Source organism: Nonomuraea mesophila (assembly GCF_004352805.1).
Classification (GTDB): domain Bacteria; phylum Actinomycetota; class Actinomycetes; order Streptosporangiales; family Streptosporangiaceae; genus Nonomuraea; species Nonomuraea longispora.
Genome location: NZ_SMLD01000068.1, coordinates 24,440 through 44,050, shown reverse-complemented (window position 1 = coordinate 44,050; position 19,611 = coordinate 24,440). Strand labels below are relative to the sequence as shown.

Below are 19,611 nucleotides of genomic sequence, written 5' to 3'. Positions count from 1 at the left end.
CCGGATAGGGCACCGCGAACATGTTGACGAACTTGACCAGGGCCTGCAGCGCGTACAGGCCGAGCAGGATCTTCAGGGCGATGACCATCGTTCACTCCTTCGCGAGCCAGTCGTGCAGTGTCGTTGCGTCGATCAGCGTCACCGAGCCGGCGGGCACGCCGAGCACTCGCTCGATCGCGTCCGTGTATGCGGCCACGGTGTGTTCGATCTCGTCGGCCGTCGTGCGGCCGGTGAGAAACAGCTCGCCGAGTGTGTCGTTGAGGTCCTGGATGAGGGAGACCAGCACGCGGCCGGTCTGATCCGGGTGGCGTACGGAGAAGGCGCCCTCGTCCATCCCGGAGCGGACGATCGCAGACAGCAGTGGCGCCATGCGCTCGGCCAGCCGGGGACGCATCTTCTGGCGGACCACGGCGTTGTCGTCGCAGTACCACACCGTCAGTAGCGCCATGAGGGCGTCTCTGCGCGCCAGCTTCCAGCCGGCCAGCGCGGAAAGGAAGCGCTGGAGCTGTTGCACCGCTGGCGGACCGGGTTCGTCCAACGCGGTGGACAGGTGGGCGCGCAACTGGTCCGCGGCCCGCTCGATCAGGGCCTCCAGCAGCGCCGGTTTGGAATCGAAGTAGTGGTAGAAGGCGCCCTGCGACACGCCCGCCCGCTCCGCCAGTTCCTGCACGCTCATCTGCGCGTAACCCTTGGTCTCGATGAGGTGCTGCGCGGCGTCCAGGAACGCGTCCTTCCTGGCCGCGTACGCCGTCGGGTTGACCGTCCGTGCCACTCTCAACTCCTATTAATAAAGCGAGGCTCGCTTTATTAATACACCAGCCGTGAGGGAGGCGCCAGGAGTGGAGCACAAACCCGCGCATCCAGGGTTCTTCGAGGGGCGGGCATGTGAGCGTTCAAGAGCCGTTGCTGGAGCAGGTCGAAGGTGTGGCGATGTACCGGGCGACGAGCGGGGGGCGCGCATCCGGCGACCGCACCCTGCGTGCGCTGCGAGGTCGCGGCCATCTGGTGGACGCCCGGCGGCGCTGTTACTGTCGTGCTGGAGCGCCGGGAAGTCTGGTCGGCAACGTCCTATCGGACCGCCTTCGCGGAGGCTCTCTTGACGAACAGCCCAGCCGTCCTCGTCAGCGGCTTGACCAAGCATTTCGGCAAGGATCGTGCCCTCGACGGGCTAGACCTCACGGTACGGACCGGTGAGGTCCACGGCTTCCTCGGTCCCAACGGCGCGGGCAAGACCACCACCCTGCGCATTCTGCTCGGCCTGCTCCGGGCCGAATCGGGGCACGCCGAGTTGCTCGGCGGCAAGCCGTGGCGGGACGCGGTCGAGCTGCATCGGCGGCTGGCGTACGTGCCCGGCGACGTCGTGCTGTGGCCAACGCTGTCGGGCGGGGAGGCCATCGATCTGCTCGGCCGGTTGCGCGGTGGGATCGACCGGCAGCGCAAGGCGGCGCTGCTGGAACGCTTCGACCTCGACCCCACCAAGAAGGGACGTGCCTACTCCAAGGGCAACCGCCAGAAGGTGGCCCTGATCGCCGCATTGGCATCGGAGGTCGAGCTGCTGCTGCTCGACGAGCCGACCTCGGGCCTGGATCCGCTGATGGAGTCGGCTTTCAGGGAGGTCATCGCCGAGGAACGGCGCGCCGGCCGTACGGTGCTGCTGTCCAGCCACATGCTGTCGGAGGTGGAGGCGCTGTGTGATCAGGTCACGATCATCCGCGACGGGCGGACGGTGGAAACCGGGACCCTGGCCGGGCTGCGCCATCTCACTCGCACCACGATCAGTGCCGAACTCGACCACCTCCCCGACGGTCTGCCCAGGCTGAACGGAGTTCATGGCCTGACCGTCAACGGCTGTCACGTCCGTTTCCAGATCGACGGTGAGCATCTCCAGGCGGTGCTGCGCCTGCTCACCGACGCCGGCGTGCGCGCGCTGACCTGTCAGCCGGCCACGTTGGAGGAGCTCTTCCTGCGCCACTACCAGGTCGCGGCATGACCGGCACGCTGACGATGGTGTGGCTGGCGCTGCGCCGCGACCGCCTCTCGCTCCCCGTCTGGGTCGTCGTGGTCGCCGGCGTGATCACGGTCAGCGCCGCGGCCATCGCCGACCTGTATCCGCAAGCCGGCCAGCGTATCGCGCTGGGAGTGACCATCGGTTCCGCGCCGGCGTTGCAGGCACTGACCGGGCCGGTGTTCGACGCGACCTCGGTCGGCGGGCTGACCGCGTGGCGGGCCACCACCATGTCCGCGGCCCTGGCGGCGTTGATGAGCATAGTGGTGGTGACTCGGCACACACGGGCGGAGGAGGAGACCGGCCGGGCCGAACTGGTCGGTGCCTGCAGGGTGGGCCGTCACGCATTGTCGGCTGCGGCGGTGCTCGTGGCCACGGGTGCGAACGTGCTCATCGCTCTGCTGATCACGCTGGGCCTGGCCACGCAGGGGCTGCCCGTGGCGGGCGCTGCAGCCTTCGGCGCGGCCGTGGGCGGCACGGGATGGGTGTTCACTGGTGTTGCTCTGCTCGCCGCCCAGCTCACCACTCATGCGCGAACCACCAACGCCCTCGCCGCCGCGGCGCTCGGCCTGGCCTTCCTCCTGCGCGCGCTCGGCGACGCCGCCAAGGTGGAAGCGCTCGCGTGGCTGTCCCCGCTGGGCTGGGCGCAGCGGGTACGGGCATTCGCCGGGGAGCGCTGGTGGGTGCTCGCCCTGTTCGTCGTCACCGGGCTGGCGCTGGTTGCCGCGGCGGTGCTGCTTGCCAGGCGGCGCGACCTCGGCGCCGGACTCGTGCCGACGCGGCCGGGCAAGCCTGACGCCGCCGCTTATCTCGCGGGCCCGCTGGCGCTGGCATGGCGGTTGCAGCGCGGCGGCCTGCTCGGCTGGGGGATCGGCTTCGTGGTCGTGGGCCTGCTGTTCGGCGCCCTGGCCCACAGCGTCGGCGACATCGTCGGTGACAACCCGCAACTGGCCGCGATACTTGATCAGGTCGGCGGCGCGGGCGCTTTGACCGACACGTTCCTGGCCGCCGCGCTGAGCCTCCTGGGCCTGGTCGCCGGCGGTTATGCGGTGCAGGCGACGCTGAGACTGCAGGGGGAGGAGTCGGCTCTGCGGGCGGAGCCGGTCCTGGCCACGGCCGTGGTCCGCTGGCGATGGGCCCTGAGTCATCTGGGCATGGCCCTCGGCGGCAGCGTTCTGATCATCGGCGCGGGCGGGCTGGCGGCCGGGTTAGCACACGGCCTGCGGATCGGCGAGCCGGCCCGTCAGGCCACGCGCCTGCTCGGTGCGGCGCTGGTCCAGGTGCCGGCTACGTGGACCCTGGCCGGCATCGCGATGCTGCTGTTCGGGCTGCTGCCCCGCCTGACGGCTCTGGCGTGGGCGGCCTTGGTGGCTTTCGCCCTGCTCGGCCAGCTCGGCGAGCTACTCCAACTGGACGACCGGGTCAGGAACCTGTCTCCCTTCGCACACGTCCCACAGGCGCTGATCCACCCCTTGGATGCCGGTCCGTTGCTGTGGCTCGGCGTGCTCACGGCAGCGCTCCTGTCGGCGGGGACCGTCGCCTTCCAGCGGCGTGACCTGCGGGAGGGCTGACGGTCTTCAGATCCTTCCGGGCTGCTCGCGAGGTGCCCGGACGGCAGCTGACCGGTCACTCCGCAGGGGTGTATCGAGGGGCGCCGCGGATGGGCCACGCTGTGCAGCAGGGTCCGGACCGCGCCTTCCCGGCTGCCGGTCAAGGGCCACGACAGGTCCTGCAGGCCTGCGAAGTTGCCGTTCCGCGGCAACGTACTGCCCGTCAAGGCTGCGGCCGGTAGCCCTGGTCGCCTGTCACGTTTTCCGGCAGGCTTCAGGCAGGGGACGACAGCCGGGGGGTGAGACTGCCCTGGAGAAAACCGCTGTGACGGTTCGAACGCCACGGTGTGGAGAGGCGGATGGGGCCGGGGCTGGTGAGAAACACACGTTCGAGCATCTGGGCGGTCTCTCCGCTCGTCATCCCTTCCGGAACCGGCCACGGCAGGAGCTTTCTCGACGGCATCACAGGATGGTCGGACCGAGGGCGCGGCGCGCACCGCGACCAGCCTGTGGGAATCTCATGCGGTCGGGCCATGTCGATTTGGTGAAGGCCATCGACAGGTTCGACATCAGCCGCGGCGACACCTTCACTATGGACGCGGTCCGGTTGATCTCGGGTGAGATGCGGCGGCACTTCCGTGACACGGGGTGGTCGGTTGCCGGGCCACGACGGGTGCGCGAGCGACATTCATGGCCCACGTGGCGAGGGCTACGGGGAGGACCGGGTCCACAGCTGCCCGCCGCTTGACGTCATGCCCGGCCAGGAGCACAACCGCCGGCGGATGCCCACGACGGCTTGCGGCAGCCAGTCTCGGCCGGAGACCGCACAGCAACTCGGCCTCGTAGGTGTCGCGACAGCAAGCGAGAGTGTGCTCGCACCTGCGTGAACGGTCGCCGGCCGCGTGAGCCGCCGCGACGCCGGCACCGAGCTGGGCCGCTTGCGGCGACGGCTCCGAAGCGGCCTGAGCGTTCGACCCGGTTACAGGAGGACGAGGTCCCGCCTGCCGTACAGACTTGGAGTATTCATGACTGGCACCGCGCGTAGCGCACCCCGCCTGTTCGGGCGGCGATCTTGGGCTGAAGCCCGTCGCATCGCCGACATTCTCCGCAAGGAGACCATCGGCGGCGCCCTGCTGCTGGCGGGCGCGGCACTGGCCATGGCATTGGCCAATTCCCCGTGGTCAGCCGCCTACGAGGAGGTCCGCAGCTTCACCATCGGCCCTGCCTGGCTGCACCTGAACCTCACCATGGCCACCTGGGCCGCCGACGGGTTGCTGGCCATCTTCTTCTTCGTGGCCGGCCTGGAACTCAAACGCGAGTTCGTCGCCGGGGACTTGCGCCAGCCGCGGCGGGCCGCGGTGCCGGTCGCCGCGGCCCTCGGAGGTGTGATCGTCCCGGCCGCGCTCTACCTGCTGCTCACCCGGGACGTCGACGGCGCCGCCGCAGGCTGGGCGATCCCCACCGCGACCGACATCGCCTTCGCGCTGGCGGTGCTCGCGGTGATCGGCCGATTCCTGCCCGCGGCGCTGCGCACGTTCCTGCTGACCCTGGCCGTGGTCGATGACCTGCTGGCGATCGTCATCATCGCCGTCTTCTACACCAGCGACCTCGCGCCGATCCCGTTGCTGGTGGCGCTGGTTCCATTGACGATCTTCACCGTGCTGGTGCAGCGCCGGCTGCGTTCCTGGTGGTTGCTGCTGCCGCTGGCGACAACGGTCTGGGTCCTGGTGCACGCCTCGGGCGTGCATGCCACCGTCGCCGGCGTGCTGCTGGGGTTCGCCGTGCCGGTCATGCGCCGCCGGGGCGGCGGCGGGCCGGAAGCTGGGCCGGGGTTGGCCGAGCACTTCGAGCACCGGTTCAGGCCGCTCTCAGCCGGGGTGGCGGTGCCCTTGTTCGCGTTCTTGTCGGCGGGCGTGCACCTGGGTGGGCTGAACGGCACCCTCACCGCCCTGAGCGACCCGATCGCCATCGGCATCGTGGTCGGTCTGGTCGTCGGCAAACCCATCGGAATCATGGCCGCGACCTGGCTGGTGGCTCGATTCACCCGTGCCCACCTCGACGAGGGGTTGAACTGGGTCGACGTGCTGGGTCTGTCGATTCTGGCCGGCATCGGCTTCACCGTGTCGCTGCTCATCGGCGAGTTGGCTTTCGGCGCCGGTGGCGAGCGCGGCGACTACGTCAAGATGGCCGTGCTCGGCGGCTCTGTCGCCGCGGCGCTGCTGGCGTCGGTGATCCTGCGTCTGCGTAACCGTGTTCACCGGCGCCTGCACAAGGCCGAGACCGCGGAGCAGGACCGTGACAGCATCCCCGATGTCTGTCAAAGCCACGTCGCCCCCCTTGACCACCGTGCCGTTCATGGCAACCGCGCCGGCCGTCAACATCTCGCCGACCACGACCGCGTGGACCGTGCGCGGCCCAGGCAACGGAACAAGCCGGCGTGACCCTCGATCCGTGCGCAGCACGTGGCCGTGATCGCCGGATCGGCGTGCGAGAGGACCGGCTCAGGACGCCATCCGGATCCACCGTCACCATGGCCGGCAGCCCGGCAAGAGCTGCGGCCATCCCTCGTCCACGACGGATGAAACGCTGGGACACGCGCCAGACAGTCCTTACCGCTGCGGCGCTCATTGCCGGCCTCCGGCAAGCAGAAATCTACATACCTGCCAATACCTCTCTATATCTTGCCGATTGACGCCTTCCCGGAGCAGTCTGGAACGATGACTCATCGCTGGGACAGGGAAGATCGGCACAGCACCGGCGGACACATGGATCACTTGCCTTTCGCTGAGATCGCCGCTCGTGCCAGCGCTGACGCCGGAGGCGTTCCCGCCCAGTGGCTGGGGGACTATCTCCCGCTGCTGGCCGACGTCAGTCAGACCGGGCGACGCCCCGACGCGGCGGCGCTGGCACGTATGCGGGAATGTGGTGAGACCGCGGCGCGGGACGGCGTCCCCCTGCGCGCCATCATCGATGTGCACCTGAGCGCGACATGGCTGGCATGGCCCGCCCTGCCGGGCATCGTCCGAAGCAGGCGGGCGGAGGAGCTCCGGTCCGCCGGGGAAGCGGTGTTCAAGGCCGCGGACCGGTCGATTGTGGCGCTGGTGGAGGGCTACGAGGCGGCCCAGCGCCTGATGATCCGCCGCGAGGAGGCACAACGCCGGGAGTTCATCGACGACCTGCTCCACGGACGCCGCGACGTGGGCACCCTCGCCGAGCAAGCGGAGCGTTTCGGGCTGCGGCTGGCCGGCGCCCACGTGGTCGCCATCGCCGAGGCCGAACAGCCCTTCTTCGACGGCGGGCCGGTCTCACGGCATGTGGAAGCGTCCCTGCTGTCCCGGTTCGGCCTGCGTGACATCCTGATCGCCACCAAGGAGGGCCTGCTGGTCTGCATATCCTCCGGCTACGTGAAAGGCGTAAGCGAAGCCTTCGGCTCGGCGGTGCAGGAGATGATGAAGGGCGACCGTTTGTTGCGGATCGGGGTGGGCCGCAACCACCACGGTTTGGGCGGCGTGGTGCGCTCCTTCGAGGAAGCCCGCAGCGTGGTGTCGTTCGCCCATCGCCTGGAACTCCCCGAGCGGATTCTGCATGCGTCCGATCTGCTTGTTCTTCAGGTGCTGGTGAGGGACAACGCGGCGATCAGCGAATTGGTCGAAGCCGTGCTCGGCCCTCTGCGGACCGCTAGAGGAGGCCCCGGCGCGCTGCTGGAGACGCTGTTCGCCTACTTCGCCGCCCAGGGCGTGGCAACGGCGACGGCACGCCGCCTGCACATCGGCGTGCGTACGGTGGCCTATCGCCTGCAGCGAATCCGCGAGCTTACCGGCTATGACCTGAACAACCCGATCCAGCGACATGCGCTCGAGACCGCGACTCTCGGCGCGCGACTTCTGGGCTGGCCTGAGCAACCATCATGAGCGGCACCCGGCCCTCTGCCCTATCGAGCCCTCGCTGAGTGCCTGCAAGAGTCGCGTGATCAGACGGTGAGCACAGATCACGTTGGACCGGCATGGGCGTCGAAGACCGTGGCAAGCGGGCTACGCTGTCGGGCTCTCACGAAACGGCCACGGCAGCAGTAGATCGAGCACCTTCGGTAGCGAGAGCGTCGCCTGGGGACGCCCAGAGAAGTCCAAATCACGACTCCGGGGAGATTTCCGCGGACCATGACCGCCAGCACGTCCATCGATTTCGCGTCGGACCTCATGGCCGCGAAATCGTGCGCCAGATCCCGGGCGTGCCGTCCGGCGGCAAAGTCTCGAACGGGTCAAGGGCGCTCACCGGCCCTCGGTAGGACGGCAGTACGGCGCGACGCTCACGCGGATCACGGGCGATCGGGCCTCGGGCGGTGCGGCGGCGGGCCGCCCTGACGTCGGCGCTCGAAGGTGGCGACGTCGTACGGCATTTCGAGAGATCTCGCCTGTGTAGTGCAGGCGTGCTTGCGGAGCCGCTGCTGTCTCGCGCACGGGCCGGCTGAGTTCGGCTGTTCACTGAGGCCGTGCAAGTGCGGAGGCGATGCCATCGTGTCGAGGGCGGCTACACATGTGTATAGTTAAATGTCCGAGTGTGTAGGGAGTGTGATGATGGCCAGGATCGAGGCAGACCTGGAGGATCTGACGGCTCGCGCCCGCATCAGGGACGCCGCGCTGCGGCAGATCGGTGAGCACGGGTTCGAAAGGGCGACGATCCGCGGCATCGCCGAGGCTGCGGGGGTCTCCTCGGGGCTGGTGCGCCACCACTTCGGCTCCAAACAGGCGCTGCGGGAGGCGTGTGACGACTATCTCCTCAAGGAGATACGCCGGCTGGGCGACGAGACACGCACCGGCTCCACGCCTCCCGACGTGAACCCGGTCGGCTCCGCGCTGGCCGCGTTCGGGCCGTACCAGCGGTATCTCGCACGGGCCCTGGCCGAGGGGTGGGCGGCGCCGCTGTTCGACGAAATGGTCCAGGTGTACGAGGAATGGCTGGAGGAGGTCGACAAGTCCCGCCCTGATCCCCCGTACGCCAGTCGCAAGGCCCGCGCGACGGTCGCTACCGCGATGAGTCTGATCGTGCCGGTGTTGTACCAGCACGTCTCCCGCGGGCTGGGCGTCGACCTGGCCACCCCGGAGGGCGCGCACCTGCTCGCGCTGACCCTCCTCGACATCCACTCCCACCCGGTGCTCACCCCGGAGACGGCCGCCTCGCTGCGGGAAGCCCTCGAAAAGATCCATGACAAGACACCCCAACCACGCTTCTAGGAGTGCGATATGACAGAGGGCGCCATCGAGCTCCCCTGGACGGCGCGTACCACCCGACCTGGCCTCTTCGATCCGCCTCAGATCATCGCCACGCTCAGGAGCGAGCGCCCGCTCCGGCCCATGATCTTCGCCGACGGCCACCAGGGCTGGCTGGCCACCGGCTATGACGTGGTCAGGGCCATCCTTGCCGACAGCCGCTTCAGCATCCGGCGCGAGGTGGCCCACCCGCCGGTCACGATGCCCAACGCCGGCGCCCAGGCTGTGTTCACCGCGCCGCCGCCGCCCGGGATGTTCGTCCGCATGGACCCGCCGGAGCACACTCGCTACCGCAAGCTGCTGGTCGGCGAGTTCACCGTGCGCAGGATGCGGCGGCTCGAGGCCAGGATCGCCGAGGTGACCGAGGACTGCCTGGACGCCATGGAGCGGTCGGGGCCACCTTCCGACCTGGTCACCGCCCTGTGTGTTCCCGTGCCCGCGCTGCTCATCTGCGAGTTGCTCGGCATCCCCGAATCCACCCTGCCCGTGTTCCAGCAGGCCGCGGCCACCGCGCTCGACGGGGAGTCGACCCAGGAGCAGATCCAGCAGGCGTACGCGACCATGCTCGGCGTCTTCCCGCCGCTGATCGCGGACAAGCGTGAAAAGCCCACCAGTGACGTCTACAGCGGTCTGATCAACCACGGTGGTCTCTCGGACGAGGAGCTCACCTCCATCGGGCTGTTGCTGTTCGCGGCCGGGTACGAGTCGACCTCCGGCATGCTGGCACTGGGGGCGTTCGCGCTCCTTGAGCACCCCGGCCAGCTCCAGGCACTGCGCCGCGACCCGAGCTTGACCGACAACGCCGTCGAAGAGCTGCTGCGTTTCCTGACCGGGCCCAGCGGCATGCTGCGCACGGCGGTGGAGGATGTGGAGATCTGCGGCGAGCTGATCAGGGCGGGCCAGACCGTCGAGCTGCTCGTCGGCGCCGCCAACCACGACCCGTCCCGCTTCGAACGCCCCGGCGAGTTCGACATCACCAGACCGGCCCAAGGACATCTCACCTTCGGGCACGGCATCCACCAGTGCCTGGGCCAGCAACTGGCCCGAGTAGAGCTGCGCGCGGCGCTGCCCGCGCTCTTCGACCGCTTCCCCGGCCTGCACCTCGCGGTGCCCGCACAGGAGATTCCCATGAAAGACGACTCGGCCTTCTTCGGCCCCAAGAGCCTCCCGGTGGAGTGGTGAGCCGCCCCATGACAGCCATCATGACCCGCGATCTGGTCAAGACCTACGGCCCGACCCGCGCCCTGGACGGGCTCGACCTCACCGTGAACACCGGCGAGATCCACGGCTTCCTCGGCCCCAACGGGGCGGGCAAGTCCACCACCATCCGCGTCCTGCTCGGCCTGGTGCGTGCCGACTCCGGCCGGGCCGAGCTGCTCGGCGGTGACCCGTGGGCGGACGCCTCCGAGCTGCACCGGCGGCTGGCGTACGTGCCGGGCGACGTGGAGCTGTGGCCGAACCTTACCGGAGGCGAGGTCATCGACCTGCTCGGCCGGCTGCGCGGCGGGCTCGACGAGACCCGCCGCGCAGAGCTGGTCGAGCGTTTCCAGCTCGACCCCACCAAGAAGGGCCGCACCTACTCCAAGGGCAACCGGCAGAAGGTGGCGCTCGTGGCCGCCTTCGCCGCCGACGTGGAGCTGCTGGTCCTGGACGAGCCGACCTCGGGTCTCGACCCGCTGATGGAGGCCGTCTTCCAGGAGGTCGTCGCGGAGACGCGTGAGTCCGGCCGTACCGTCCTGCTGTCCAGCCACATTCTGGCCCAGGTGGAAAAGCTGGCCGACCGGGTCAGCATCATCAGGCAGGGCAGGATCGTGCAGGCCGGCACGCTGGCCGAGCTGCGCCATCTGACCCGCACCACCGTGGAGGCCGAGACCGCCGCACCGGTCACCGGCCTGGCCGCCCTCCCCGGGGTGCACGACGCCGAAGGCGGGAACGGGCGGGTGCGTTTCAGCGTGGACGCCGAGCACCTCGACGGCGCCATCAAGCACGTGGGCGCCTTCGGCATCCGGGCGCTGAGCAGCCATCCGCCCACGCTGGAGGAGCTCATGCTGCGCCACTACGGAAACGGAGCAGCGGCATGACCAATACCGTCGTAAGCCGCCGCACGGCCGCCGCTGCCGGCGGTGGCGCCCTGACCGGCACCGGCGCGATGCTGCGGCTGGCCCTGCGCAAGGACAGGGTCAAGCTGCCGGCGTGGACGCTCGGGATAACCCTGTTCCTCCCCTACTTCGCCGCCGTGGTGGCCAGGACGAACCCGACCCCTGAGGCCTTGGCAGCCAGCACGGAGATGATCAACATCCCCATGCTGCGGCTGTTCTCCGGTCCCATGTTCGGCATGGAGAACCCCACGACGCTCGGCTACCTGGTCAACGTCTACCTCCCGGAGTTCCTGCTGGGCGCGGCGCTGATGAACATGCTGCTCGTCGCCCGGCACACCCGCGCCGAGGAGCAGAGTGGCCGCGCCGAGCTGGTTCGCGCCGCGGTCGTCGGCCGGCATGCCGCACTCACGGCCGCGCTCCTCGTCGCCGTCATCACCAACGCGGTCCTGGCCCTGCTGCTGACCGCGGCGGCGCTCGGCGTCGGAATGACCGTGAGCGGTGCGCTGCTGTTCGGCGCGGCCACGGCCGCGATGGGTCTCGTCTTCGCCGCGGTCACCGCCGTGAGCGCGCAGCTCACCGAGCAGGCCAGAGCCGCCGCCGGGATCGCGGGCGGAGTGCTGGCCGTCGTGTGGCTGCTCCGCGCCGTCGGCGCCGTCCAGGGCGGCTGGCTGATCTGGACCTCCCCGATGGGGTGGGCACAGCTCACCCGGGTGGCGGGCGACGGACGCTGGTGGCCGCTGGCTCTGCCGGTGCTGCTCAGCGCGGCTCTGACGGCGGTCGCGTACGCCCTGTCGGGGCGGCGGGACCTCGGCGCCGGGCTGGTGGCCTCGCGCCCCGGCCGGGCGCGGGCGGCCCGCGGGCTGCGCTCGCCGTTCGCGCTGGCGTTCCGGCTCCAGCGCGCGTCCATCCTGTGGTGGGGCGGGTCCCTGCTGGCGGCCGGTCTGGTCTTCGGCGGGCTCACCGGCTCGATGCGGGAGGGCATGGTCGAGGAGTTCCTCGGCGGCGGTCCAGATGTGGTGGGCGGTTACCTGAGCCTCATGGCGGTCGGGATGGTCTTCCTCGTGGGGATCTTCACGGTTCTGGCCGCGACCCGGCTGCGGACGGACGAAAGGCGCGGTCGGGTGGCACCGCTGCTGGCCACGCCGACCGGCCGATGGGCCTGGCTCGGGTCGTCCCTCCTGGCCACCGGACTTGCCGCCGTCGCGCTGCTGGCGGTTTCGGGTCTGTCGATGGGCGTCGGCACCGCCCTGGCGCTTGGTGACGCAGCCTGGGGCACGGCGGCGGCCGCCGCCGTGCTCGCCCGCATTCCGGAGATCCTCTTCCTGCTGGGGGTGGCCGCCACGCTGTTCGGGCTCGCGCCCAGGGGCGCGGCACTGGCCTGGGCCGTGCTCGCCCTCGGCGCGGTCATCCGCTTCTGGGGCGCTGACCTGCCGGGCTGGGCGAGGGGCCTGTCGCCGTTCGACCACATTCCCCGGATGCCGGTCGAGGACTTCAGCCTCGCCCCGCTGGTGATGCTCACGGCGCTCGCGGCGTGCCTGCTCCTGATCGGCCTGTACGGCTTTCGCCGCCGCGACCTGGACGGCTCGTAGGTCCTGGACCGCCGTGTCCGTCGGCTTGGCGAGTGGGCTGACGCCCAGCAGCGGTCCGACCACCAGGGGCTGCGCGAGGGCGAGCAGCACGCACGTGGCGGACAGCCCTGCCGATGCCACGCGTTCGAGGAGTTGTGCGCTGCACAGGGGCGCGAGGAGTTCTTCCCCTCCTGCCCATCAGGCTCTCAAGCCGCTCGCTCTGACGTTTCTCCCACGAATCTTGATCATTACCGTAGCGGCGACGGCCTGGCCCTCGCGCTACGGTGGAGCCGGAACACGCTGCTGCTCCTTGTGCTGGAGAAGCCGGAACCACGGACCGGGTTTCCACAATTTTCGACCTAAGGGTGTGGAAATCCGGGCACCGGCTTCGACTCCCCTCATGAGGGTTGGGCAATGAAGACAACGTGGACAACGTGGACAAGGTGACATCAGCGGATGGGACTCCCGGACCACGTTCCTCGATGGGTGAGCATGTGGAGGTCCTGCGGCCGCTGACCGTCGATGGCATGCTCGCCGTGGCGCGGGCGGGGCTGCTCCGGATGTCTCCCGCCGAAGCCGCCGCAGCGATCGCCGGGGGAGCCCGGCTGGTGGATACCCGCCCACAGTTCCAGCGAGCGGCCGACGGCGAGATCCCCGGCGCGATCGTCATCGAACGCAACCATCTGGAATGGCGTCTCGACCCCACCAGCCCGGCCAGAATCCCCGAAGCCACCGGCCACGACATCGCCTGGATCCTGATCTGCGACGAGGGCTACTCCTCGTCCCTGGCGGCTGCCTCACTGCGCACGATCGGCCTGGCCAGGGCCACCGACGTGATCGGCGGCTTCCGGGCGTGGAAACAGGCGGGCCTGCCCCTGACTCACCCGGCAACGCCGGCAACGCCGGCCACGCCGCGCCTGCCGACCGGCTGAGCGTGACCGCGCAAGTACGGCGTCGCGGGCGCCCAGCCGAGGCGAGGTGTCCACCCAGGTGCTCGAGCGGGCCCGGGCCGAGTCGCATCCGCGGCTCGACGTGGTCGGCTGGGCGGATCACGCGTCGTCGTTGCGGGGCGCGTCCATGTGGGTGACGAGGTTGATGCCGCCGTCGACGTTGATCACCTCACCGGTGACGAAGGGGGCCTTGACGAGCGCCAGGACCATCGCTGCGACGTCGGATGGTTGCCCGAGCCGGCCCAGCGGTGTCATCGCCACGGTGCGCGCCGCCCGCGTGGCGAGGCTGTCCGAGGTCAGCCGGGTCTGGAGCGGCCCTGGGGCGATCGCGTTCACCCGGACGTCCGGACCCACGGCCTTGGCCAGCAGCCTCGTCAGGTGGTCGAGCGCGGCCTTGCTGACGGAGTAGGGGATCGAGCTGCCGAGGGGGCGCGAGCCGCCCACCGAGGTGATGTTGATGATCTGGCCGCCGGGCTCCATGACCTTCACGGCGGCGACGGAGACCTGCCACGTCCCGACGACGTTGACGCCGAGGATCCGGTGCCAGTCGTCGGCGGTGATCGCACCCAGGTCGGCGTGGGGGACAGGTCGCGACACCCCGGCGTTGTTCACCAGCAGGTCGAGCCGGCCGTGCCGCTCCACGGCGGTCTCCACCAGGCGCAGGGCATCGGAGGGATCGGCGACGTCGGCCTGGACGTAGCTCGCCCCCGGGAGCTCGGCCGCGAGCCGCTCACCGGCGTCGACCGAGGTGGCCGAGTTCACCACGATGGTGAAGCCGTCGGCGGCGAGCGCGCGAGCGATGCCTTCGCCGATGCCGGAGCTCGAGCCCGTCACGATGGCGACACGTGGCGCGCTCATAGGGCGGCTCCCTCGGCGACGGGCGCTTTCACCGCGTTCACGATCGCCCGGCTTCCGCCGGCGAGGATCGAGGTGTCGTTGCTGACCACCACGTAGTCGTAGCCCCGGGCCAGCGCGGCCCTGGCCTGGTCGCTCGTGGCGGACGCGGTGCCGATGGGGACGCCTGCCGCGGCGGCGGCCTCCAGCGTGGACGTGACGAGCCGGTCCACCTCGTCGCTTCCCGCCGCGACGCCCATCGACATCGACAGGTCGGCCGTCCCGACGAGCGCGGCGCCGACGCCGTCGAGGGCCAGGATCTCCCTCGCGTTCCTCATCGCCGCCTCGCTTTCGAGCTGTACGACGCACAGAACCTGCTCGTTGCCGTACGCGAGGTAGTCCGCCCGTGGCAGCAGCCCCCAGCGCCCCGCTCGGCTGGTGCCGCCGGACCCGCGGTCGCCGCGCGGCGGGAAGCGGGTGGCCCGCACGACCGACCGGGCCTGCTCGACCGTGTCGACGTGTGGCACGACCACACCGGCCGCGCCGGCGTCCAGGACCCGCTGGATCACGCTGAGGCCGTGGTCAGGCACCCTGACGAGCGGGTCCACCCCGAGGGCGCGGGCCATCGCGATGTGGGTCGAGGCGGCGCCCAGGTCCAGTGTCGTGTGCTCGAGGTCGATGACCACGAAGTCGAAGCCCGCGTGGGCCATGATCTCGACACTCTCGGGGCTGGAGAGCTTGATCCAGGTCCCGAGCGTGCCGCCGTTGATGCCGTCGCGTACCCGTGCCATGGCTCAGACCTCGCCGGCGGTGTCGGTGGGGGTGGTGGTCCAGAAGACCAGCCACTTGCCGAGCTGTACGACGACCGCGTGCAGTGCGATGCCGACGGCCGACAGCACGACGATCACCGCGAAGGTCCTGGCCACGTCCAGGGTGAAGTTGCTCGCCTGGATCAGGTAGCCCAGACCTTCGGAGCTGCCCACGAACTCCGCGACCACGGCGCCGGTCACGGACAGGATGACGGCGACCTCCAGTCCCGCGAAGATGTGCGGAAGCGCCGACGGGATCTGCAGGTGCCGCATGACCTGCATGCGGGACGCGCCGAAGGACCGGAGCATCTCGACCTGCTCGTAGGCGGCGGACCGGAATCCCAGGACGGCGTTGATGAGGAGGGGGAAGAACGCGATCAGGGCCACGGTCAGCACCTTCGAGCTGATCCCGATGCCGAACCAGACGATCAGCAGAGGCGCCATGGCGACCTTCGGGATGGTCTGGGTCAGGATGAGCAGCGGGAAGAGCACGCGCTCCACCGTCCGGAACTGGGTGATGAGCACCGCGGAGACCAGTGCCGAGCCGACCGCGATGCCGAACCCGATCAGAATCTCCTTCAGGGTGACGATCGAGTGGGTCATCAGGCTGCCGTCCTGAAAGCCGTCGACCAGGGAGGCGGCGACGGCCGTGGGCGCGGGGACGAGGATGTTGGAGACGTCGAACATCTCCACGACGACCTGCCAGACGACCAACAGCCCGATGAACACGAGCACGCTGTAGGTGATCTCCGGTACTCGGCGGCGTCGGCGTCGGGCCGGGGTGTCCGAGTTCGTGGGCGCCTCCACCGGCACGGTCTCGCCGTCCGGGCCGGCGAGTGCCTCTCGGTCGGCTGCGTGGCGCTTGGTGTGGGTGGACATCAGGTCTCCTAGGCCTAGTGGGCGCTGTGCTCGGAGTCGAGCAGCTTGCGGATCTTCAGGACGATCTCGCCGAACTCGGGCGTGTTGATGTTCTCGAGCCGCCGCGGTCGAGGGAGCGCGACCTCGACGACGTCCGCCAACCGGCCGGGTCGCGGTGTCATGACCACGACGCGGTCGGCAAGGAGCACCGCCTCGGGGATGCTGTGCGTCACGAACAGCACGGTCTTGCGGTCCTGGTCCCAGATCTTCAGCAGGTCCAGTCCCATCTGGTCGCGGGTCATCGCGTCGAGGGCGCCGAACGGCTCGTCCATGAGCAGGATGCGCGGGTCGTGCATCAGGGCGCGGCCGATCCCGACCCGCTGCTGCATCCCGCCGGACAGCTCGTTGGGGTACCGGTCGCCGAACTCCTCCAGGCCGAGCATCACCAGCAGCTCGTCGGCCTTCGCGTGGGTGGCGGCGTCCCGGCGCTGGTGCAGGTCGGGCGAGGTCAGCAGGTTCTTCCGCACGGTACGCCAGGGCAGCAGCAGCGGCTGCTGGAAGACCATCCCGAGCTGGTTGCGGTGGGTGTCCTCCGACGGCCCGAAGGTGACCTGTCCGGAGGTCTGGTGGGACAGGCCCATGATGATCCGCAGCAGCGTGCTCTTGCCGCAGCCGCTGGGGCCGACGATGGAGATGAACTCACCGGCTCGGACGCTGAGGGAGACGTCGTCGAGAGCCTGGACGGTCCCGCCGGACTTGGTCGGGTAGAGCATGGACAGCGAGTCCAAGCGGATCGCGCAGTCGGTGTCGGTGCTGGTCGGCATGTCTGTCATTCCTCACCTGATTCGAGCGCGCTGCCCGCGCCCCGGTCGTCGTGCTGGCAGCAATCAGTCGGCCGCCTCGGGCCACGTGCCGCCCATCTCCTTGGTCAGTCGCTTGCATGCGGCCTTCAACGCCGTGGCCTCTCGGGAGTCCAGCGCCTCCGGCAGCATCCGCTCGGTGCCGACGGCCGCGATCGTGGCGCAGATCCCGGTCGCCGCGAACACCGGCGCCGCGACGATGCAGATGCCGCGGTGGTTGACGTGGCTGCTCATGCCGGCCTGCCGGATCGCCTCGATACGACGACGAGTCTCGGTGCGCTGGGGCTCGGGGAGGCTGCCGGTGAGCCGGTCGGCGTGGAACTGGTCGGGGAGGAAGGCCAGGAAGACCTTGGCCTGCGAGGAGTCCAGGGCGAGCTGCGAGCCCACGCGCACCGTCACCAGGGTGGGATGGTCGGCCTCCTCCACCAGCGAGACGACCGGGCCGGAGGTGCCCCACAGCGACAGCACGGTGCTGACCTTGATCTCGAGCGCGAGCTCGCGCATGTAGGCCGGCGCCATCTGCATGATGCGCTGCTGTCCCAGCATGAAGCTGCCGAGCTGCAGGATCGACCGTCCGGGACGGACGAGTGCGGAGTCCTCCACGCGCTCGAGCAGGCCGGAGCTGATCATCGAGCTGAAGTAGCGGTGCACCGTGGTCCGGTTCAGACCGAGCCGGCGGGTGGTCTCCGCGACGGAGAGCTCCGGAGTCTCCGGATCGAACAGTCCGAGGATCTGCGCGGTCCGGCTCACCGCCTGGATGTCCTGCTCGCGAGCAGTCACCGGCTTGTCGACCTCGTGCTCCGTCATCGGCCCCCCGTCTCGTTGAGTGTCCACAAAGAGTTCTCATAGTTCGTAGTACGGACAGAGAGTAAGTGTGCCCTGCGTCTCCCTGCAAGGTTTTACTGGGGATTCGCAGCAGCGTTTTCCGAATGCACCCTATTGACAGACCGGATAGCGAACTCACAGTCTGTGATGCGAACAGTGCCGACGCCTGGAGACTGCATGACTGACACACCCGCCATCATCAAGCTGCTGAACGGCTGCGTTGACCTGCACTGCCATTCCGGCCCGAACCCGTTCCCCCGACGGATCGACCATGCCGAGGCCGGCAAGGACGGCGAGCGGCTCGGCATGCGGGGCGTGCTGGTGAAGTCCCACCACCACAACACCGTCATGGACCTGCTCGCCATGGGCGACCGGCTGGCGGAGATCAAGACCCCCGTCTTCGGCGGCATCACCCTGAACAGCATGGTCGGCGGCATCAACCCCCAGGCGGTGGCCATGTGCCTGCGCATGGGGGGCAAGGCCGTGTGGTTTCCGACGTTCTCGGCCGGCCGGCACATCGACTGCCATCCGGAGGGCGTCGGCTTCCCCACGGCGAGCGTCGAGGTGCCGTCGTCCCGGGTCGACGTCCACCAGGAGAACGGCGAGCTCATCCCCGAGGTCTACGAGGTGCTCGACCTGGTCAAGGAGACCGGCGCGATGGTGACCGGCGGGCACATGGAGACCGAGTCGATCACCCAGCTGTTCGCCGCGGCCAAGGACAAGGGCGTCACCCGGATGCTGCTCAACCATCCCGACTACGTCATCGGCGCGGACGAGGCGAAGTGCCGTGAGCTGGTCGGCTACGGAGCGTTCATCGAGCACGAGACCGGCTTCTACGACCCCGAGGGGACCAAGAAGTGGGACCCGAGGCTCCTCCTGGACTGGATCGAGAAGATCGGCCCGGAGCACACCGTGATGGCCTCCGACCTCGGCCAGAAGGATCGGCCGCTGCCGGTGGACTCCTACATCCGCGTCGCGACCGCGCTGCTGGACCTCGGCCTGGACGAGAGGTCGCTGCGGCAGATCTTCTGCGACAACCCGGCCTTCCTGCTCGGCCTGGACGACTGAACGACCACACCCCCTACGACTGATGAGGACAGACGATGACCACCTTGGCCACCCCACCCGACGTGGAGTTCTCCGACCTCGGTACGGGCGATCCCGACGAGACGACCCCTGCCGGATCGTCGACGTGGTATTTCCGCGGACACAACTTCGTGCTCGCCTACACGACGCTGGTCGCCGGCGACGTGCTGGAGCGGGGTGAGCAGCCGGACGAGTACGTCGTGATCCTCCCCTACGAGGAGTGCGGCGTCGAGGTCCGTGCGTCGCGGGAGGTCGCGCCCGTCTCGGGCAAGGCGGTGGTGATGGTCCCGCCGGGCGGCAGCGCGATCGTCGGCGTCGACGACTGCACCGTCGTGCGGCTGTTCAGCTCTCGGTCCACCGACCTGCTGGACAAGGCGCGCAACCGGGATTCGTACGCAGATCCGCACCCGAACACCAAGCCGTTCGAGCCGTGGCCGGACCCGCCGGAGGGCTACCGCATCCGGCCCTACCGGTTGGCCGACCTCGAGGTGACGCAGGACGCCATCCGTCCGGGCCAGATCGTGCGGTGCAGCACCTTCATGATCAACTTCCTGGCGCCCAGGATCGGTCCGCGTGATCCGAACACCCTCTCGCCGCACGACCACGACGACTTCGAGCAGTGCTCGCTCGCCGTGGAAGGGGAGTACGTCCACCACCTGCGGACCCCGTGGTCCAGGCGCCGCAGCGAGTGGCGCGAGGACCGGCACCTGCGGTGCGGCAGTCCTTCGGTGGCCGTGATCCCTCCGCCCATGATCCACACCAGCGAGGCCGTGGGTTCGGAAACAAACCAGCTGATCGACATCTTCTGCCCGCCGCGTCTGGACTTCTCCCTGACGCCGGGCCGGGTGCTCAACGAGGACACCTACCCACTCCCCAACCAGTAAGAGGGCGGTTCCGTCG

The 19,611-nt window shown here is 69.5% G+C and carries 17 protein-coding genes; 11 read left to right on the top strand and 6 right to left on the bottom strand.

Annotated features, from left to right (window positions below; genetic code table 11):
• Positions 1 to 91: 91 nt before the first annotated feature.
• Entirely contained in the window at positions 92 to 772 is a 681-nt protein-coding gene (locus E1295_RS24665) for a TetR/AcrR family transcriptional regulator (RefSeq protein ID WP_132633088.1), read from the bottom strand.
• A 324-nt stretch (positions 773 to 1,096) separates the two neighbouring features.
• Here E1295_RS24665 and E1295_RS24660 point away from each other — a divergent pair, with 324 nt between their 5' ends.
• The 9 genes from E1295_RS24660 (at position 1,097) to E1295_RS24620 (ending at position 13,421) form a co-directional block, all read left to right on the top strand.
• The gene (locus E1295_RS24660; protein WP_132633086.1) at positions 1,097 to 1,990 is read left to right on the top strand and encodes an ABC transporter ATP-binding protein; all 894 of its coding nucleotides are present in this window, start codon (positions 1,097 to 1,099) and stop codon (positions 1,988 to 1,990) included.
• Positions 1,987 to 3,576: an ABC transporter permease gene (locus tag E1295_RS24655; protein WP_132633084.1), complete on the top strand. Its 1,590-nt coding sequence runs from the start codon at positions 1,987 to 1,989 to the stop codon at positions 3,574 to 3,576. The genes E1295_RS24660 and E1295_RS24655 overlap by 4 nt, the downstream gene beginning before the upstream one ends.
• Before the next feature lie 1,004 nt (positions 3,577 to 4,580).
• Positions 4,581 to 5,996, top strand: coding sequence for a Na+/H+ antiporter NhaA (nhaA, locus tag E1295_RS24650; RefSeq protein ID WP_132633082.1), 1,416 nt, complete (start codon positions 4,581 to 4,583; stop codon positions 5,994 to 5,996).
• Between the two features lie 276 nt (positions 5,997 to 6,272).
• Positions 6,273 to 7,466 (top strand): PucR family transcriptional regulator, encoded by a 1,194-nt coding sequence (locus E1295_RS24645; protein WP_246080312.1) that lies wholly within the window; start codon positions 6,273 to 6,275, stop codon positions 7,464 to 7,466.
• Between the two features lie 660 nt (positions 7,467 to 8,126).
• Complete coding sequence (locus E1295_RS24640; protein ID WP_246080310.1) at positions 8,127 to 8,786, top strand: TetR/AcrR family transcriptional regulator; 660 nt, start codon at positions 8,127 to 8,129, stop codon at positions 8,784 to 8,786.
• 9 nt (positions 8,787 to 8,795) lie between these two features.
• Entirely contained in the window at positions 8,796 to 10,004 is a 1,209-nt protein-coding gene (locus E1295_RS24635) for a cytochrome P450 (protein ID WP_132633080.1), read from the top strand.
• An 8-nt stretch (positions 10,005 to 10,012) separates the two neighbouring features.
• Entirely contained in the window at positions 10,013 to 10,903 is an 891-nt protein-coding gene (locus tag E1295_RS24630) for an ABC transporter ATP-binding protein (RefSeq protein ID WP_132633078.1), read from the top strand.
• A complete protein-coding gene (locus tag E1295_RS24625; protein ID WP_132633076.1) occupies positions 10,900 to 12,510 on the top strand; it encodes an ABC transporter permease in 1,611 nt (536 codons plus the stop codon). The genes E1295_RS24630 and E1295_RS24625 overlap by 4 nt, the downstream gene beginning before the upstream one ends.
• Positions 12,511 to 12,914: 404 nt before the next feature.
• A complete protein-coding gene (locus tag E1295_RS24620; protein ID WP_425465363.1) occupies positions 12,915 to 13,421 on the top strand; it encodes a rhodanese-like domain-containing protein in 507 nt (168 codons plus the stop codon).
• A 117-nt stretch (positions 13,422 to 13,538) separates the two neighbouring features.
• Here the strand turns inward: E1295_RS24620 and E1295_RS24615 are convergent, their stop codons facing one another.
• The 5 genes from E1295_RS24615 to E1295_RS24595 form a co-directional block, all read right to left on the bottom strand.
• Positions 13,539 to 14,297 (bottom strand): SDR family NAD(P)-dependent oxidoreductase, encoded by a 759-nt coding sequence (locus E1295_RS24615; protein WP_166427392.1) that lies wholly within the window; start codon positions 14,295 to 14,297, stop codon positions 13,539 to 13,541.
• Positions 14,294 to 15,064, bottom strand: coding sequence for an HpcH/HpaI aldolase family protein (locus E1295_RS24610; protein ID WP_132633074.1), 771 nt, complete (start codon positions 15,062 to 15,064; stop codon positions 14,294 to 14,296). Before E1295_RS24610 ends, E1295_RS24615 begins: the two co-directional genes overlap by 4 nt.
• Before the next feature lie 3 nt (positions 15,065 to 15,067).
• The gene (locus tag E1295_RS24605) at positions 15,068 to 15,961 is read right to left on the bottom strand and encodes an ABC transporter permease (protein WP_132633072.1); all 894 of its coding nucleotides are present in this window, start codon (positions 15,959 to 15,961) and stop codon (positions 15,068 to 15,070) included.
• A gap of 14 nt (positions 15,962 to 15,975) precedes the next feature.
• Entirely contained in the window at positions 15,976 to 16,764 is a 789-nt protein-coding gene (locus tag E1295_RS24600; protein WP_132633070.1) for an ABC transporter ATP-binding protein, read from the bottom strand.
• 63 nt (positions 16,765 to 16,827) lie between these two features.
• Complete coding sequence (locus tag E1295_RS24595; protein ID WP_132633068.1) at positions 16,828 to 17,607, bottom strand: IclR family transcriptional regulator; 780 nt, start codon at positions 17,605 to 17,607, stop codon at positions 16,828 to 16,830.
• Between the two features lie 195 nt (positions 17,608 to 17,802).
• On the opposite strand from E1295_RS24595, the gene E1295_RS24590 reads away from it, so the two are divergent.
• Both E1295_RS24590 and E1295_RS24585 read left to right on the top strand, forming a co-directional pair.
• Positions 17,803 to 18,693, top strand: coding sequence for a DUF6282 family protein (locus E1295_RS24590; protein ID WP_132633066.1), 891 nt, complete (start codon positions 17,803 to 17,805; stop codon positions 18,691 to 18,693).
• Between the two features lie 35 nt (positions 18,694 to 18,728).
• Positions 18,729 to 19,595 (top strand): cupin domain-containing protein, encoded by an 867-nt coding sequence (locus tag E1295_RS24585; RefSeq protein ID WP_132633064.1) that lies wholly within the window; start codon positions 18,729 to 18,731, stop codon positions 19,593 to 19,595.
• Positions 19,596 to 19,611: the final 16 nt, after the last annotated feature.